Source organism: Pricia mediterranea, from assembly GCF_032248455.1.
Taxonomy (GTDB): domain Bacteria; phylum Bacteroidota; class Bacteroidia; order Flavobacteriales; family Flavobacteriaceae; genus Pricia; species Pricia mediterranea.
The window spans coordinates 2,651,262-2,668,310 of the sequence record NZ_JAVTTP010000001.1; the positions used below are offsets into that span (position 1 = coordinate 2,651,262).

At 47.4% G+C, this 17,049-nt stretch carries 16 protein-coding genes; 11 read left to right on the forward strand and 5 right to left on the reverse strand.

Annotated features, from left to right (window positions below; translation table 11 throughout):
* Positions 1-77: 77 nt before the first annotated feature.
* A complete protein-coding gene (locus RQM65_RS10840) occupies positions 78-605 on the reverse strand; it encodes a GNAT family N-acetyltransferase (RefSeq protein WP_314014916.1) in 528 nt (175 codons plus the stop codon).
* An 89-nt stretch (positions 606-694) separates the two neighbouring features.
* Positions 695-2,521 carry a M61 family metallopeptidase gene (locus tag RQM65_RS10845; protein ID WP_314014918.1) on the reverse strand — a complete coding sequence of 609 codons (1,827 nt, stop codon included), beginning with the start codon at positions 2,519-2,521 and terminating at the stop codon, positions 695-697.
* Positions 2,522-2,583: 62 nt separating this feature from the next.
* Here RQM65_RS10845 and RQM65_RS10850 point away from each other — a divergent pair, with 62 nt between their 5' ends.
* The 8 genes from RQM65_RS10850 (at position 2,584) to RQM65_RS10885 (ending at position 10,821) form a co-directional block, all read left to right on the forward strand.
* Entirely contained in the window at positions 2,584-4,044 is a 1,461-nt protein-coding gene (locus tag RQM65_RS10850; RefSeq protein WP_314014920.1) for an aminotransferase class I/II-fold pyridoxal phosphate-dependent enzyme, read from the forward strand.
* A gap of 105 nt (positions 4,045-4,149) precedes the next feature.
* Positions 4,150-4,593 carry a putative signal transducing protein gene (locus tag RQM65_RS10855; protein WP_314014922.1) on the forward strand — a complete coding sequence of 148 codons (444 nt, stop codon included), beginning with the start codon at positions 4,150-4,152 and terminating at the stop codon, positions 4,591-4,593.
* Positions 4,590-5,207 carry a dethiobiotin synthase gene (gene bioD / locus RQM65_RS10860; RefSeq protein WP_314014924.1) on the forward strand — a complete coding sequence of 206 codons (618 nt, stop codon included), beginning with the start codon at positions 4,590-4,592 and terminating at the stop codon, positions 5,205-5,207. The genes RQM65_RS10855 and bioD overlap by 4 nt, the downstream gene beginning before the upstream one ends.
* 131 nt (positions 5,208-5,338) lie before the next feature.
* Positions 5,339-6,631, forward strand: a complete 1,293-nt coding sequence (bioA, locus tag RQM65_RS10865) for an adenosylmethionine--8-amino-7-oxononanoate transaminase (RefSeq protein WP_314014926.1) — start codon at positions 5,339-5,341, stop codon at positions 6,629-6,631.
* A gap of 13 nt (positions 6,632-6,644) precedes the next feature.
* Positions 6,645-7,997, forward strand: a complete 1,353-nt coding sequence (locus tag RQM65_RS10870) for a beta-ketoacyl synthase N-terminal-like domain-containing protein (RefSeq protein WP_314014928.1) — start codon at positions 6,645-6,647, stop codon at positions 7,995-7,997.
* 124 nt (positions 7,998-8,121) lie between these two features.
* The gene (gene bioB, locus RQM65_RS10875; RefSeq protein ID WP_314014929.1) at positions 8,122-9,231 is read left to right on the forward strand and encodes a biotin synthase BioB; all 1,110 of its coding nucleotides are present in this window, start codon (positions 8,122-8,124) and stop codon (positions 9,229-9,231) included.
* A gap of 102 nt (positions 9,232-9,333) precedes the next feature.
* Positions 9,334-10,191, forward strand: coding sequence for a cupin-like domain-containing protein (locus RQM65_RS10880; RefSeq protein WP_314014930.1), 858 nt, complete (start codon positions 9,334-9,336; stop codon positions 10,189-10,191).
* 132 nt (positions 10,192-10,323) lie between these two features.
* Complete coding sequence (locus tag RQM65_RS10885; protein ID WP_314014932.1) at positions 10,324-10,821, forward strand: DUF6646 family protein; 498 nt, start codon at positions 10,324-10,326, stop codon at positions 10,819-10,821.
* Between the two features lie 122 nt (positions 10,822-10,943).
* Here the strand turns inward: RQM65_RS10885 and RQM65_RS10890 are convergent, their stop codons facing one another.
* From RQM65_RS10890 to RQM65_RS10900, 3 genes are all read right to left on the reverse strand, one after another.
* Positions 10,944-11,411, reverse strand: a complete 468-nt coding sequence (locus RQM65_RS10890; protein WP_314014933.1) for a regulatory protein RecX — start codon at positions 11,409-11,411, stop codon at positions 10,944-10,946.
* A gap of 128 nt (positions 11,412-11,539) precedes the next feature.
* Positions 11,540-13,087, reverse strand: coding sequence for an Rne/Rng family ribonuclease (locus tag RQM65_RS10895; protein ID WP_314014935.1), 1,548 nt, complete (start codon positions 13,085-13,087; stop codon positions 11,540-11,542).
* Between the two features lie 364 nt (positions 13,088-13,451).
* Positions 13,452-13,742 (reverse strand): HU family DNA-binding protein, encoded by a 291-nt coding sequence (locus tag RQM65_RS10900; protein WP_314014937.1) that lies wholly within the window; start codon positions 13,740-13,742, stop codon positions 13,452-13,454.
* Positions 13,743-13,939: 197 nt separating this feature from the next.
* Between RQM65_RS10900 and mutY the strand changes: the two genes are divergently transcribed.
* From mutY to RQM65_RS10915, 3 genes are all read left to right on the forward strand, one after another.
* Positions 13,940-14,986, forward strand: coding sequence for an A/G-specific adenine glycosylase (mutY, locus tag RQM65_RS10905; RefSeq protein WP_314014938.1), 1,047 nt, complete (start codon positions 13,940-13,942; stop codon positions 14,984-14,986).
* 243 nt (positions 14,987-15,229) lie between these two features.
* A complete protein-coding gene (locus RQM65_RS10910; RefSeq protein ID WP_314014940.1) occupies positions 15,230-15,712 on the forward strand; it encodes a single-stranded DNA-binding protein in 483 nt (160 codons plus the stop codon).
* Between the two features lie 15 nt (positions 15,713-15,727).
* Positions 15,728-17,041 (forward strand): gliding motility-associated protein GldE, encoded by a 1,314-nt coding sequence (locus tag RQM65_RS10915; RefSeq protein ID WP_314014942.1) that lies wholly within the window; start codon positions 15,728-15,730, stop codon positions 17,039-17,041.
* Positions 17,042-17,049: the final 8 nt, after the last annotated feature.

The following is a 17,049-nucleotide window of genomic DNA, read 5'->3' on the forward strand; positions in this document are numbered from 1 at the left end:
CTTACATGATAAAAGCCGATCGTAACTGCCAATGGCAAGCTTTATAACCAGCTTTTAGGTCCACAAGTCTTTTACCATCACAGCACAATCAATTTCCATTGGTGTCCCCCGGATTCGTAGGTCGCCAAGTCCTCAAACCCTACTCCGTAATGCGCTCCTAGCGATCGGGTGTTTACGACATCGACTTCGGTAATGATGCGTTCGAATTCCGGTTGAACCGCTGCTTGCATCGTTTGATAAAGTTGGCGGAAAATGCCTTGGCCGCGATAGGCTTTGGCGATACAGATCTGGCCCATAACAATGTAATTTCTGACTTTTGGACGGATAGCTTCGATTTGGTCGAACATCGGCCACAATACCTCAATTTTACCGGCAAATTTGGGATGCATGCTCAAAGCATACCCGATGACGCTTTCATTGGATTTTGCCACGATATGCGGACAGACATCGTGCATGACCTTCAGAAGGTTCAACGTATGTGAAACCGTCACAAATCCTTCTTTGACTCTTTCCTCAGCTGATAGATGCTCCGGAAGGTTCTGTCGCTGCAAGTCGAGTATCTGGTTTAAATCAGCCTCGGATGTAGCTCGACCAAATTGTATCATGCAGCATTGTCTTTTGGTGGGTAATTACGAGAGCAGCGAAGTAATCAAAAAAATTCTAAATTCATATTACACGGTACACCTCTTGACTCTCAATCAATTTTTAGCCAGTCCTTTCTTCTTTTAAGTTGTTTTTCGGAAGGCCCTTTGTCGGTCGTTTCCCCAAGTTGAATACTGTACGCGGGATCGGGTTGTAGTACTACGGATGCGGTTTTAGCCTTTTCATTGCGTTCAAAGCTGATATCCAAGGTGTTCCCGACCTTGAATTGGTCGATAAAGGCCTCGAGTTCCTGTCCCGTTGGAAAGCTGTTGCCATTGATGGAAGTGATTACATCGCCTTTGTCTAGATTCGCTTCGTAGGCGGGGGTACCCACTTGCGGGTTCGTTTTGACTACGCCGTTGCCGTCACCGTCTAGCTCGGTCGCAATACCTATATAAGGATTATCCGAATCTTGTTGAAGTACAGCCCCTACCGATTCCAACAGCGATTCGTAATCGGGCATCCCGCTTCTGTAGATATACCTATTGAAAAACCTATCCCCAAAATCCCCGCCGGCATGTTCGTTCAAGGTGTTGTGGAGGTCTTCGAGGGTATAGGGCGTTTCACTTTTCCCATAGATTTGCCAGACCTTTTTCATAAAACCGTCGAGTCCGTCTTCTGCCACCGTCGAATTCGAATGATTCCGTAGCGAAAGGTCGAGGGCCAATCCCAGCATACTCCCGTAGGAATAGTAAGAGATAAAGGTGTTTTCGCGGTTGGTGGGGTCTATCGAGGACGCCGCATCGACGAAGGGGGCCTGATAGCTCATTTCAATGGGATTAAAGAACTGTCTACCGGGGGAATTCCACACGTAGTTGAAAGTCTTTGACAGCCCTTCGATATATTCTTCTGGAGCTATGAGTCCTGCCCGGCGTAAAGTAAGACCGGTGTAATAACTGGTAAATCCTTCGGCGAACCAAAGCGCACCGCTCATATTTGCCTGTGAAAAATCGAAGGGTTGAAGGGATTTTGGACGGATACGTTCCACGTTCCAAATGTGAAAAAATTCATGGGAGACCGTACCGAGGTTATTCTGCATGCCGCCCTCTGACAGCGCCCTCGTACTTGTGAGCACTGTAGAATTCCGATGCTCCATCCCATCTCCGGAAGCATTGGGAAGGTAGCAGGCCAAAAACGTGTATGTTCCGTAATCGAAATCAGGCAGTTCATCGAAAACTTCCCTTTGCGAAAGCACAATTTTTTTCACTTTTTCAAAGTAGGTGTCCAGTTCGGCCTCGGTACCGTTGTGGTGCAATACGAATTGTACCTTTAGGGCCGATCCGTTCGTGTCTACTTCAAATTCCCGCATTTGGAAGTCGCTGATTTCAACGGGACTGTCCATGAAATACTGTAAATCGGGAGCGGTATAGGTAGTGCCCGAAACCAAGGGCATCTGGGTCGCGATTTTCCAGTCCAGATCCTCGCGGACTTTAAAGTCCACCTCAATTTTCCGTTTGTTCAGTTCCGGGGCGTACATAAAAGTGGCTGGAATATTCAGGTGTGCATGGGTTTCGTCAATTTGGGAATACGTGCCATCGCCGCGGTCGGCAAACAAGGTGTAGCTGATGTTTACGATGCCGTCATGGCCGCTGATGTTCCATTGGTAGGGACTCGGTCTCGTAATCGTCAAGGGTGTTCCTTGTCCGTCGGTCGCCTTTAAGGCATAAACGTTTTTCGCGAATTCGTGTATCGCATAGCGTCCGGGAGAACTTCGGGCCATCCGAAAAACAATGGTGTCGGATTTCAGCTCCGTAAACTGTCCCTTTATTTCCGCCTCATGGTGAACGGCGTTTTCAAAGGAGATTTCGTAGCTGTTCGTCTGGGCGCTGGCGGTGATGTCGGCAAAGAACAAAAGGAATACAAAAATGGGAAATTTCATTGCGTTGAGGGTTTGACTCGACTAATATACCATATAAAACGTGGATACGCTACCTTTGTCATATGGAGGACTTCCCGAAAAAGCTGCACCATAAACTTTCCAAAAGGAGAGTACAGAAGACCCTCAGGCATTTACCAGGGGCAGGTAATCTGGTCGACTTTTCTTCAAACGATTATTTGGGTCTTTCAGGAAGCAGGGAGATTTTTGAGAGGGCGTCCGAAATACTATTGGAGAACAATTTGGTAAAGAACGGGGCATCGGGTTCCCGGTTGCTTTCGGGGAACCACCCGTTGTATTCCGAATTGGAAGAAAAGTTGGCGGAATTCCACCGAACGGAGTCCGCCCTGGTATTCAACTCAGGTTATGATGCCAATGTCGGATTTTTTGGGAGCGTGCCCCAGCGGGGAGATCTTGTTTTTTATGACGAGCACATTCATGCCAGTATTCGAGACGGGATCAAGATAGGAAACGCGAAGAGCTATAAGTTCAAGCACAACGACCTTGAGGATTTAAAAAAAAGATGTTGTATCGCCCAGGGTAAAGGGCTGGCTGGCAGATCTGCAAAAGCCCGAACGAATGATATGACGGACAACGAAGCAGTCGAGGGACCTGTACCGAGCACCTCGACTCCGCTCGGCACGGGCGCAGTCGAGGTATATGTGGTCACCGAATCCGTTTTCTCCATGGACGGCGATTCTCCCGATTTAAAGGCCTTGGCCGAATTTTGTCAGGAGAATAACTATCGTTTGGTGGTGGACGAGGCCCATGCCCTGGGGGTTTTTGGCAAGAACGGGGAGGGACTTGTCCAGACGTTGGGATTACAGGATAGCCTGTTCGCCCGTATCGTGACCTTCGGAAAGTCGATGGGCTGCCACGGGGCCGCTATTTTGGGAAGTGTCTTCCTGAAACGCTATCTGGTCAATTTTGCCCGCAGCTTAATTTTTACGACGGGACTTCCCCCGCATTCCGTGGCGACCATCCTAGCTTCCTATCAAAACCTTACGAAACCGACGACATACGAACGAGACGAATCCGAACTGCCCGCCTCCCCTCCAATGCCAAAATCATCCACAAAAGAAGAAAGCATCCGAACGGGGCAAGATTCAGTTTCGGGTCTTACGGCATCCGACAAAAACCAATTTGACCTGTCAGCAGCCCCATCCGTAGCAGCACTATCCGAAAAAATAGAATTTTTCAAGCGACAACTTGCAATCGCTATCCCGAATCTGCGGACCACAAGCAATTCCGGTAAGCTCGAAGCGAACTGCGCACCATCGCCATCGGTCCGGCGCAAACCTTTTTTCATCCCCAGTACATCGGCCATCCATTCCTGTATCATCCCCGGAAGCGAAAAAGTGAAGGCAGTAGCCCAAAAATTAAAGGATGGGGGCTTCGATGTCCGTCCCATTCTGTCGCCAACGGTGCCCCAGGGCCAAGAGCGCTTGCGTATTTGCCTGCATGCCTTTAATACCGACGAGGAAATTATCGAACTTATACGATTATTGGTTATTTTTACTCGATAAAAGAGATTTAAATGCTCCGAGGCTTGTCTCGAAACCTTACTATTTTTTCCTTACGAATGCCTCATGGGCTTGCTCCGAGGTAGTTGATCAATGAAGCTCGATATTATGCCCGTACGCAAATTACGACATAGCGACAACAGCGAAATTTTCACGACCGTTGCACGCTTTCAATATTCCTCCGAGGCCCAGATTGTTAAAGGACGTTTGGAAGCGGATGGCATTGCCGTGTTCCTTACCGACAACGTAACCATTGATACGGATCCTTTGGTGAGCAACGCCATTGGAGGGGTAAAGCTGAGGGTGCATACCGAAGATGAATTGAAGGCTGTTCGAATTCTGGAATCGATAGAACGGTATTCCGTTGACGACGAAGGCCAAGGCATCCGGTGTCCCCAATGCGACAGCGCCAAGGTCGATTATTTTACAACTGTCAAGGACCTTAAATCCTTGGCCTCGTTTTTAATCGGATTGTTGTTCTGGGTCCTGCCCTTCTACACCAAGTATGAATACCGATGTGAAAACTGTAAGAACAAGTTCAATATACAATGAAGCAAATTTTCGTAACAGGAATCTCGACGGAGGTCGGAAAAACCATTGCTTCCGCCATTATCACGGAGGCCTTGGAAGCCGACTATTGGAAGCCGGTGCAGGCAGGCAGCCTCGACCATACGGATACGGATACGGTCCGGGAATTGATTTCCAACGATAAAACCACCTTTCACAAAAGCAGTTACGAACTGAATTCCCCCATGAGTCCGCATGCGGCGGCCGAAATCGACGGAATTACCATTGATCGGCTTGAAATAGAAGAACCGGAGACCGATAATTACTTGGTCATCGAAGGGGCAGGGGGGCTGTTGGTGCCCTTGAACGACACCGATACCGTTTTGGATATAATTATGCCCACCTATCAAGTGGTCGTTGTGTCGCGGCATTATCTAGGCAGCATTAACCATACCCTGCTGACCGTTAACTGGTTGACAAGTAAGGGCTATGACGTGGCGTTGATCTTTAGCGGGAATCCCAATCCGCATACCGAAGCTATTATTCTACACAAAACCGGGGTTTCCCTGATTGGTCGTATCGATGAGGAAGAGACTTTTGACAAGGGGGTCATCAAAAAATACGCTGATCGGTTCGGTCCTGTTCTGAAAACGCTGTGATCGACGGCCAGTATTTTAATCGGACGTAAAGGGTTTTTTAGGTCACCCCCATGTAGTAGAAACGTTCTAGGTCCGACTATTTTTGCAAGACGATACTTGGACATTGGAATTTAATTTCCCCATCTTTGCGTATGTCCTTCACAGAACCAAAAACCCTGGAATCACTTTCCCAACGCGATAAAAAGCATCTTTGGCACCCGTTGACGCAGCACAAACTACATCCGGATATGCTAGCCATTGCCAAGGCCAAGGGGGCGTTGTTGTATGACGAGCACGGCAAGGAATATATCGACGGTATCGCCTCATGGTACACTTGCATGTACGGACATTGTAACGATTTTATCCTAAATAAGGTCTCAGAGCAAATGCAGCGGCTAGACCAAGTGGTGTTCAGCGGCTTTACCCACGAACCGGCCGTACGTTTATCCGAAGAACTGATTAAAATACTTCCGGCGAACCAAGAAAAACTATTCTTTTCCGACAACGGCTCCACCGCCGTTGAAATCGGAATTAAAATGGCGCTGCAATACCACTACAACAAGGGTGAAAAGCGCCGTACCTTGCTTGCTTTTGAAAACGGATTTCACGGTGATACCTTAGGCGCGATGTCCGTCTCGAGTTTATCTGTTTACAACGGTCCCTTTGAGGATCTATTTATAGACGTCGAACGGATTCCGGTACCGACAGTGGAAAGCATTGCCGATACGCTGAAAACCCTTGATGCACGGTTACAACGCAATGACATTGCCGGATTCATTTATGAGCCGCTAGTACAGGGCGCCGCTGCCATGAAAATGCATGATGCCGATGGTCTTGACCAAATTCTAAAGCTCTTAAAACAACATAAAGTGCTCTGCGTAGCTGATGAGGTCATGACCGGTTTTGGCAAGACCGGAAAAAATTTCGCCTCCGACCATATCGCAACAAAGCCTGACATTATTTGCCTTTCGAAAGCCCTGACCGCAGGTCTTTTGCCGATGGCCATTACCAGTTGTACCCAAGAGGTGTACGATGCCTTTTATAGCAATGATATGACCAAGGGCCTTTTTCATGCGCATACTTATACCGCCAATCCGCCTGCCTGTTCGGCGGCACTGGCGGGACTTGAGCTTTTGCGCTCTGAAGAAATGCAGACCAATATCCAACGTATTATCGCTTCGCATCGACAGTTTGACGATGAAGTTAAAGACCATCCGAAGGTGGAAAGCACCCGACAATGCGGAGTCATTTTTGCATTGGATCTGAACGTGAAAATGGAGCGCTATGGAAATTTGAGGGATACACTCCTCAATCATTTTATGGATAATGGTATATTTTTGCGACCCCTCGGAAATACGATTTATATATTGGCACCGTATGTCACCTCCGATCGACAATTGCAAAAAATTTATGATTCGATTCGAAGTGCTTTGAATATGGTTTAAATAAGAAACTGTTTTGAAAACACCGATTTCCATAACCGCATTGGCCTCTATATCCCCCCTTGGTATTTTGCAAGATGAGATTTGGGCCAATTATCAGAATGACGCTCCTCTTTTTACAAAGAAGTATTTCAATGGTGGCGAAGAATGGGTGGGGGCGTTATCGGAAGCTGCCAAATCTGAAATCGACCGATTGAAGAACGGGGATTCCAAGTATAAAAATTTGGACAATTCGGTGCTGTATGCGCTATATGCCTCGCGAATGGCGGTCGAGCAAGCCGGATGGGGCCGTGAGGGGAATGCCGCGGATGGGGGCGCGAGACGCTTCGGTATCAACATCGGCTCGTCAAGGGGCGCGACCTCCCTCTTCGAAAGGTACCACGGAGAATTTTTGGAAAATCATAGGGCGTCCACACTTTCCTCCCCGACCACGACCTTGGGAAATATCTCGTCTTGGATAGCACACGATCTGCAGACCCAGGGCCCCGAAATTTCCCACTCTATTACCTGTTCCACCGCCCTGCACTCCCTTTTGAACGGGGTGGCCTGGATCAACAGCGGCATGACCGAGCAATTTTTGGTGGGAGGAAGCGAGGCTCCCTTGACGCCGTTTACGATCGCACAGATGAAGGCGCTGAAGATCTATGCAAGGGCAAATACCGTTGAAGCTACTTTCGGGAACTCCGCTTCCTTTCGGCAACAGTCCGATTTAGCTGAATCAGAGGTTCGAAAGACAGCCGAAGCGCGATTGGCATTCGAGAACGCAAAAACTCACGGATCCCGGAAAGTGCAAGAAGCACGAACCGGCGGTGAGGCTCCACCGCTCGCCTTGTTTCCTTGTCAGGCCCTAAACTTGGATAAAAAAAGAAACAGTATGGTTCTGGGCGAGGGGGCCTCGGTCGCCTGTCTCGAAAAGGGAAAAGCTGAAAATGCACTGGCCCTAATCGAAGGTATCGGGTATGCGACCGAGCCCTTGCGCCACAACACCTCGATTTCAACCGATGCCGAATGTTTTCAACGCTCGATGCGGATGGCTTTGGCGGATACACGACGTGAAGAGGTCGATGCCATCGTAATGCACGCCCCGGGCACAATCAAGGGGGATCTGTCCGAATATAAAGCCATTGAAAAAGTATTTGAAGGGGAACTTCCGTTTCTGACCACCAATAAATGGAAGATAGGACACACCTTTGGTGCATCTGGGATGCTGAGTGTTGAACTGGCCCTCTTGATGTTGAAACATCAGCAAGGTGTTTCCGTCCCGTTCATCCCGCCGTCCCTAAGACCGAAACGCATAGAGAAGGTACTCGTCAACGCCGTAGGCTTCGGGGGGAACGCCGTGAGCGTGCTTTTAGGAAGGACCCAATAGAAATTTAACCGCCGTGATAGGACAGAATAAAGGACGCAGGAAGCAGAATGCAGGTCTTTTTCTCTTTTCTATCCACTCTTTTCTATTTTAAACCCTATTTTTGATTCTGAAATAGTTTCAGCCCATGAGCACAACAAGACACAACTGGTCCAAATCCGAAATCCTGGACATTTATAATAAGCCGATGATGGAGCTGCTTTATGAGGCGGCCACCATCCACAGGGAACATCACGACCCTAACACGGTACAGGTATCTACTTTGCTTTCCATTAAAACAGGGGGTTGCCCCGAAGATTGCGGGTATTGTCCACAAGCCGCGCGCTACCACACCGATATTGAGGGCAACGACCTGATGTCAGTGCCCCAGGTCAAGGCACAGGCATTAAGGGCAAAGTCCTCGGGAAGTTCCCGCGTCTGTATGGGCGCCGCGTGGCGGAACGTCAAAGACGGTCCTGAATTCGATCAGGTTTTGGAAATGGTGCGTACGATCAATAAATTGGATATGGAAGTATGCTGCACCCTGGGGATGATTACAGAAAATCAGGCCAAACGCCTAGCGGAAGCAGGCCTCTATGCCTATAACCATAACTTGGATACGTCGGAGGATTACTATAAGGATGTGATTTCTACCCGGGCCTTTCAAGATCGCTTGGATACTATCGGCAATGTGCGTAAAAGCAATGTTACGGTCTGTAGCGGCGGAATCATAGGGATGGGCGAGGCTTTGGAAGATCGGGCGGGAATGCTAGTCGCCCTGTCAAGCTTGAACCCGCAACCCGAATCCGTTCCGATCAATGCCTTGGTAGCGGTCGAAGGTACGCCGATGGCGGAAATCGAGCCCATTAGTATCTGGGAGATGCTCCGGATGGTCGCGACTACCCGGATTGTCATGCCCGAAACCCAAGTACGCTTGTCCGCAGGACGTACTCAAATGAGCCGTGAGGGCCAGGCCATGTGCTTTTTCGCAGGGGCGAACTCCATTTTTGCGGGCGATAAACTGTTGACCACCCCCAATCCCGATGTCGGTGAAGATATGCAAATGTTCAAGCTATTGGGTCTTAATCCTCAAAAACCCTTTACCAAGGTGTCACAGCCGAAGACCGTCGAGGCCAACGAATCGCAACTGCAGCCTCTGGGCGAGAAACCAAAATGGAGCCGGCCCGGTCATTCCATAGAGCGCAACGAAACGGCCAAGGCGAAAGCCAAGTCCTCTGTTCCCATCACAGATCGGTAGCGGCGAAAACTCCCTATTTTAGAAAAGATTTAAGAGCATAATCACTTCCCTATAATTACATTTGCCCTTTTGTTTCTAACCCTTTTTTAAAATCAGAATATTTTGAATTTAGAAGCTGTTCCGAGGGTAAAATCCATTTCACGGGAAGATTTTTTGGAGGGATATTTCAAGCCGCAAAAACCGGTCGTCATCGAACACGCCGTCGACGATTGGCCCGCTGTCCATAAATGGAACTTGGATTATATGCAAAAGGTGGCCGGAGATAAGTCCGTTCCCCTGTACGACGACCGCCCCGTCAATCACAAAGACGGCTTCAACGAGCCGCATGCCGAAATGAAAATGGCCGACTACGTCGAACTTCTTAAATCGAAGCCCACCAAATACCGAATTTTCCTTTGGAACATCCTGAAGGAGGTGCCGCAACTGCAGAAGGATTTCAGCTTTCCCGATTTTGGACTCAAATTGCAGAAGAAACTGCCCATGCTGTTTTTTGGGGGAACGGATTCATATACTTTTATGCATTACGATATCGATATGGCCAACATCTTCCATATCCATTTCGAGGGTGAAAAGGAATGTATTCTTTTCCCACAGTCGGAAACCAAATATTTATACAAGGTGCCCCACTCCTTAATTACCCATGAAAGCATTGATTTCGAGAACCCGGATTACGGAAAATGGCCGGCGTTAAAATCCGCAAGTGGATTTAAGGCGCAACTGAAGCATGGAGACGTACTCTATATGCCTGAGGGATATTGGCATTATATGAAATATTTGACCCCGGGCTTTTCCATGAGCTTAAGGGCGTGGCCTAAAAATCCGGTCAATTTTGGAAAAGCTTTGTATAACGTTCTGGTCATGCGTCATTTCGATATTCTTATGCGGAAGTTAAAGGGACAACAGTGGATAGAGCATAAAAACGCGAAAGCTGTCGAACGGACAAATGCGACGATGGCATGATACAACAAGTTTGGCGATTAAACGAGGCTTAAATGCTGTCGACGTTTCGTAGCTTTGCGCTGTGTTCAGTGTTTCGGAGACCACAACGGGAAGAACCCACCTTAATTAGTAAAAATCATAAAAGCTCTTAGAATGAAAGTATCTATTGCTATTTTGCTGTTGTTTTTCACGACCTCCATTGTAATGGCCCAGGGCTATTCAGGCAAGGGCGACCAAAAATTTCAGGTCGGTGCCAATTTTCAAGATAACGGTACCGGCGTCGTGGCATCTTACGATTACGGCGTCGGGGAGAACATCTCGATCGGCGCAATTTCTTCCTATGCTTTGGGAATCGGCGAGGGTCTAGGTAACGGTGCCCGCGAAAGATTCGATATCAAGGCCAGGTTCAGTGCTCATCTTGGGCCGGTCATTGGCGTAAGTAATCGATTCGACCTCTATCCGGGACTTGACCTAGGACTTAAGAATTTCGGGTTTCATACCGGTGCGCGCTTTTTCTTTTCAGAGGGGTTTGGACTTTTTACGGAATTGGGCTTTCCCATTGCCCGCTACGATACCGGCGACTTGAGTCCCGCTGAAAAATTGCATAATCAATTTGTGGTCAACTTGGGGGCGACATTCAACTTTCTGTAATGTTCTCGAGAGACGGGTGGAAAAAGAACAAAGGGAAGAGAGAAGAGAACAGAGGGAAAGGATGAGCGCAGGAAGGAACAGGTTACAGGTTACGGAGGACGGATGACGGCGGGTACAGGCGACTATGGAACGAGTTCCTTGATTTTCTCGTAGACCATATGGCTTTCCCACCCACGGTAAAGTAGATAGTCCGCAAGTTTTTTTCTTCTTTTAAGCCGATTCTTTTCAGTGATTTGGACTACTCTTTTACGGGCCAGGGCATCGAAGGTTTCCAGATACGCATTCTCGTCGATTTCCTGCAGCGCCGTTTTGATGTTGAATCTTGAGATTTGACGCTGTTTCAATTCTGCGGTAATCCGCTTTCTCCCCCATTTTTTAATATTGAACTTCCCGCGGGCAAAGCTCTTGGCAAAGCGCTCTTCGTTCAGGTAATTGTTGTCGATAAGATGAACCGTTATTTGGTCTATTGCCTCCGGTATCATACGCATGGATTTCAATTTGCGGACAACTTCGTGATGACAACGTTCTTGGTATGCGCAATAGTTCTCCAATTTTCGAGTGGCTTCCTGAAGGGTATAGGCTTTGGTCATTCCGAGAATATTAAAGGTCTGGTATCATAAATATAGCCATTTTCAAAACAAAAAAGCGACCCTCCGTGTTGCCGAAGAATCGCTTTATGATGTAATACTTGATAGGTGTCAGTGATGACAGTCCCTTGTCAATAAATTGTTTTGCCGTTCTTATCGGTAAAACGATATTCGAGATACGTGTAGGCATCACGGGGCTGTATTTTGATCCATCTCTTATGTTCCAAAAACCATTTGGAGCGTATTGACGGAAAGCCCTTGGTGATAAAAGCAGCGATAAAGGGGTGGATGTTCAAGGTTATCTTCTCATCCTTTTTGGGTCCCTTTAAAAGCTTTTCGAGATCGACATTTATTTTGTCCACTAATACGATCGGGGCCTCTACTTCCTTTCCGTTTCCGTTCGGGTTCTCCTCGGTCGTTTTAATGTTCATCTCGGGACGAACGCGTTGTCTTGTAATCTGTATCAGCCCGAATTTGCTGGGCGGCAGAATCTTGTGTTTGGCGCGATCGTCTTTCATCTCACTGCGGAGATGATCGAAAAGTTTTCTTCTATGCGGTGCCTTTACCATATCGATAAAGTCTACCACGATAATACCGCCCATGTCACGTAGCCGTAATTGCCTGGCGATTTCGGAAGCGGCCAGAAGGTTCACTTCCAATGCGGTATCTTCTTGGCTCTTACCTCGGCTCGAACGATTACCGCTGTTCACGTCAACGACGTGCAGTGCTTCGGTATGTTCGATGATGAGGTAGGCACCCTTGCTCATGGTGGCGGTACGGCCAAAGGATGTTTTGATCTGCCGCTCTATCCCGAATTTTTCGAAAATAGGAACGGACGATGTGTACAGTTTGACAATCGATTCCTTTCCGGGAGCGATTTCTTGCACATAATCCTTGATCTGGTCGTAAAGCGTCCTATCGTCAACATGAATACCGGTAAAGGTATCATTGAAAACATCCCTCAGTATCGAAGAAGCCCTGTTGAGCTCTACCAAAACCTTGGAGGGGGTGTGCGCTTTTTGCAACTTTCCGCACATGGTCGACCATTTGGCCAACAAGTTTTCTAGGTCTTTGTCAAGTTCCGCTACCTTTTTGCCTTCGGCAACGGTTCTGATAATCACACCAAACCCCTTGGGTTTAATGCTTCTTACCAGTCTCTTCAGCCGGTCTTTTTCTTTGTTGCTCCCAATCTTTTGCGATACGGATACCCGATCGGAAAAAGGGACCATGACCAGATATCGTCCGGCAATGGAAAGTTCGGAGCTGATTCTGGGCCCTTTGGTGGAAATAGGCTCTTTGACGATTTGCACGAGCAAAGACTGATTGGCTTTAATTACGTCGGTAATCACGCCATTCTTGTCAATGTCTTTTTCAGTCGGAAAATTCACAAGGGTGTAGTCCTTTAATTTTCCGGTACTTACCTGCTTGATAAATTTAAGCATGGTGGCCAATTGTGGGCCGAGGTCATGATAATGCAGAAAGGCATCCTTTTCATAACCTACGTTGACGAAGGCCGCGTTAAGACCGGTTACCGGTTTTCGAACCTTGGCCAGAAGAATATCGCCAACGGAAAAGTCGTTGTTGTCTTCCTCTTTGTGCAATTCGGTGAGCTTTCCATCCTTTAGAAGGGCAAAATCAACGGCATCGGAACTAGATCTTACGATTAATTCTCTATTCACCTGAATATATTTTCATTTACCCGTCCACGAACATTCCGATATAAATCGGGCCGGGGTCGGATAAATTGATTAAACAATAATTTAAACGGATTTGTAGTATCCGCCGAAATCCACTTTTGGAACTTCTATGTCAAGGAACGTAACGGAACGAAAGGTGTTTTTCGGTCACGCAGGGAAGCCGTACGGCCTTGTAGCTGACGTGATCTGAACGTCAATAACAGCAGAAGGGGCCGAAAATGTTCAGCCCCTAGGTTTACTTTTTCTTGTGACGGTTAGACCTCTTGCGCTTTTTGCGCTTGTGGGTAGCTACCTTATGTCTTTTTCTTTTCTTACCACTCGGCATATATGATTGTTTTAATGGTTCTTATTTTACCTGTACATTGCTTTTGACGCCTTCAACAAAAACCTTGGCAGGTTTGAAGGCCGGAATGTTATGCGCCGGTATCTTGATCGTCGTGTTTTTACTGATATTCCTTCCGGTCTTTTCAGCTCTCTTTTTGATAATAAAACTGCCAAAACCTCTCAAATAAACATTATCGCCGCCTTCCAAAGAATTTTTAACTTCTTCCATAAAGGTTTCGATCGTTGCCTGTACATCTCCTTTTTCGATTCCCAGTTTATCCGAGATATTCGATACAATTTCTGCTTTCGTCATCTTTCGTGTTAAATTTTCAGTAGTTAGAATCCAATGTGGATTGCTATTTTTTGGGATGCAAATATATAAATTTAATTACATCTTTCCAGCTAATGGACTAATTTTAAACGATTCATATTAGCCTTGGTTCTTGGGTCTGCGGCGATAAGAACATTCTTTGGATAATCCTTTACTTTTGTGGCAAATTCCATCCGTTCATGAGCTTTGCCAAGAAAATTCTTACGTGGTACGCCGCCAACAAGCGTAGCCTTCCCTGGCGGGGAGAACGGGACCCATACCGAATATGGCTCTCCGAAATCATATTGCAGCAGACGCGCGTTGCCCAAGGTACGCCCTATTATCTGAAATTTTTATCCGCCTTTCCGACCGTTTACGATTTGGCCAACGCCCCTGAGGAACGCGTGCTAAAATTGTGGCAGGGCCTAGGGTACTATTCGCGGGCACGAAATCTGCACAGTGCCGCCAAAACCGTTGTGGGGGATATGGAAGGGGTTTTTCCATCAGATTATAAGGGACTCCGCAAACTGAAAGGGGTGGGCGATTATACCGCCAGTGCCATTGCCTCCATTTGTTTCAACTTGCCCGAGCCCGTGGTCGATGGCAACGTATATCGCGTACTTGCCCGTTATTTTGGAGTCGAACTACCCATTACCAGCTCTGAAGGCATCAAGTATTTCAAGAGTCTGGCCAGGGAGGTCATGGATGGCGACAATATCAGGGAATATAACCAAGGGATCATGGAATTCGGAGCCATTCAATGCGTCCCTAAAAGTCCCAATTGTACCCGCTGTCCTTTGAAAGCTAGTTGCACCGCGTTACAGCAGGGCAGGATACTGGAGCTTCCCGTTAAGGCCAAGAAGGCCAAGGTGAGGCATCGACATTTCAATTATCTGTACCTTGAGGATGTCAGTGGAAAAACACTGTTGCAACAGCGCACCAAAAAAGGCATCTGGCAAAACCTTTGGGAATTCCCCCTCATTGAGTCCGATAAAAATATTACCGAGGAGGCCCTGGTCTCCCAGTTGGATGGTTTTTTGGATGCAGGAAAGGTGCAGGAAATAACGAGATACAACGATAGCCCCGTCGTACATAAACTTTCGCACCAGCATCTGCACACCGTATTCTGGATGGTCAAAACTGATGAAATATTGGAAAATGGCATTCCTTGGTCCGACGTCCATAAGTATCCCGTGCCCGTATTGATAGCGGATTTCTTTGCAAAAATTCGTACTTTTGAGGCCTAGAAATCGTTGTGAATTGTGTGATTAGAACCTTTACAGGTCATTTTTGATGCCGTTATAGGCAAAATTTTCCAGTTAGGTACGGGCCGTAGCTACGGTATAAAATTTTAACGAGAGAGTCGCCGATAAAAGACCAACGCCCTGGCCTTTGAACAAGGGGCCAGATGATGTGCTGGCTTTAAAAAAGGGGCGTAAAAAAATTATCGACAGATTTCAAATCGGTCTCTCAATAAATAAGACAAGGTAATGAGCGGTACATTGAACAAGGTGATGTTGATCGGGAATTTAGGCGACGAAGTGAAAATGCACTATTTCGAGAACGGGGATTGTATCGGAAGATTTCCCATTGCCACCAGTGAAACCTATACGAGCAAGAAGACGGGCGAACGTACCACCACTACCGAATGGCACAACATTATTGTACGTAACAAGGCGGCGGAAATCTGTGAGAAGTATCTCAATAAGGGCGACAAGGTCTATATTGAAGGAAGATTGCGAACGCGCCAGTGGCAAGACGACACCGGCAATACCCGCTATTCGACCGAGGTGCAGGCACAAGATTTTACCTTTTTGACCCCCAAAGGGCAAAGCAACCCGAATGCGCCACAACGCGGAGAGTCTCAAGGCCCGATGTCCGACTCCGCCAATTCTGGCAACGACAAAGCAGCTGCTAGTTCCAAAAATACCTCGGCCTCGAGCCGATCCGAAGAGGATGATCTGCCCTTTTAAATAAATCCTGACCGATTGGACCCTGACCCCCTTATTCCGCTTCCCTACTTCTTCGCCCTTACCGGCGCTCTTGCGGTAAAAATCACCTTTCTCGTTCTGCTGCTGATTTGCTCCGCCCTTATTTCTGGAGCGGAGGTTGCTTTTTTCGGACTTTCGCAGACCGATGTAAAAGAAATAGACGAAAGCAAGACGACCCGGGGTACCATTATCGTCACCCTGTTACATCGGCCCAAAAAACTCTTGGCGACCATTTTGATTGCGAACAACGCCATAAATATCGGGGTCGTTCTGCTTTTTAGCGTTATCGGCGACACCTTTTTTCAAAATATCGAGCTTCAATGGGTGCGTTTCCTTTTGGAAGTGGTCGTCGCAACCTTCCTGATCTTGATGTTCGGGGAAATACTGCCTAAGGTATATGCCAACAGAAACCGGTCGGCCTTCGCCCATCTCATGGCCTATCCGCTACGTGTTCTAGATTATTTATTTACACCTTTGAGTCTGCCCATGCGCTCCGGCACCCTATTTCTTTATAACAAGTTGGGCAAGCAGAAATCGAGTCTGAGCGTAGACCATCTTTCGCAGGCTTTAGAGCTTACCTCGGAAGGCGATACGACCAAAGAGGAGCAAAAGATATTGGAGGGCATAGTGACTTTCGGAAATACGGACACCAAACAGGTGATGCGACCGCGTATAGACATCTTCGCCCTGAGCGAGGACATGAAATTTCTGGACGTTCTGAGTGAGATAACCAAGAACGGCTACTCTCGGATCCCGGTTTTTTCCGAACATATGGACAATGTTCTGGGAGTGCTTTACGTTAAGGACCTGTTACCGTACATCGACCGTAAGACCTTAGATTGGATAGACCTCATCCGGGAGCCATACTTCGTGCCGGAGAACAAAAAACTCGATGATCTATTGTTGGAGTTCCAAGAAAAGAAAAATCATTTGGCGATTGTTGTCGATGAGTACGGAGGTACCTCTGGAATCGTTACCCTGGAGGACATCATAGAGGAAATCGTGGGTGATATCAGCGACGAATTCGACGACGACGATTTGATATTTTCTAAACTGGACGATTTTAATTTTATTTTTGAAGGTAAAACAACGCTAAAGGATTTCTATCGCGTCGTCAAAATTGAGGATGAAACGGAATTCGAACGGCAAAAAGGCGAATCGGAGACTATTGCCGGTTTCGTACTTGAAATTGCGGGAAGTTTCCCTAAGAAGGGGGACCGTGTGGTCTTTAACGATTACGGTTTCGTAGTGGAAAGCTTGGACAAAAAGCGGCTGAAACGGATAAAAGTGACCTTACCATCCGAGCTGTGAGGGAATTG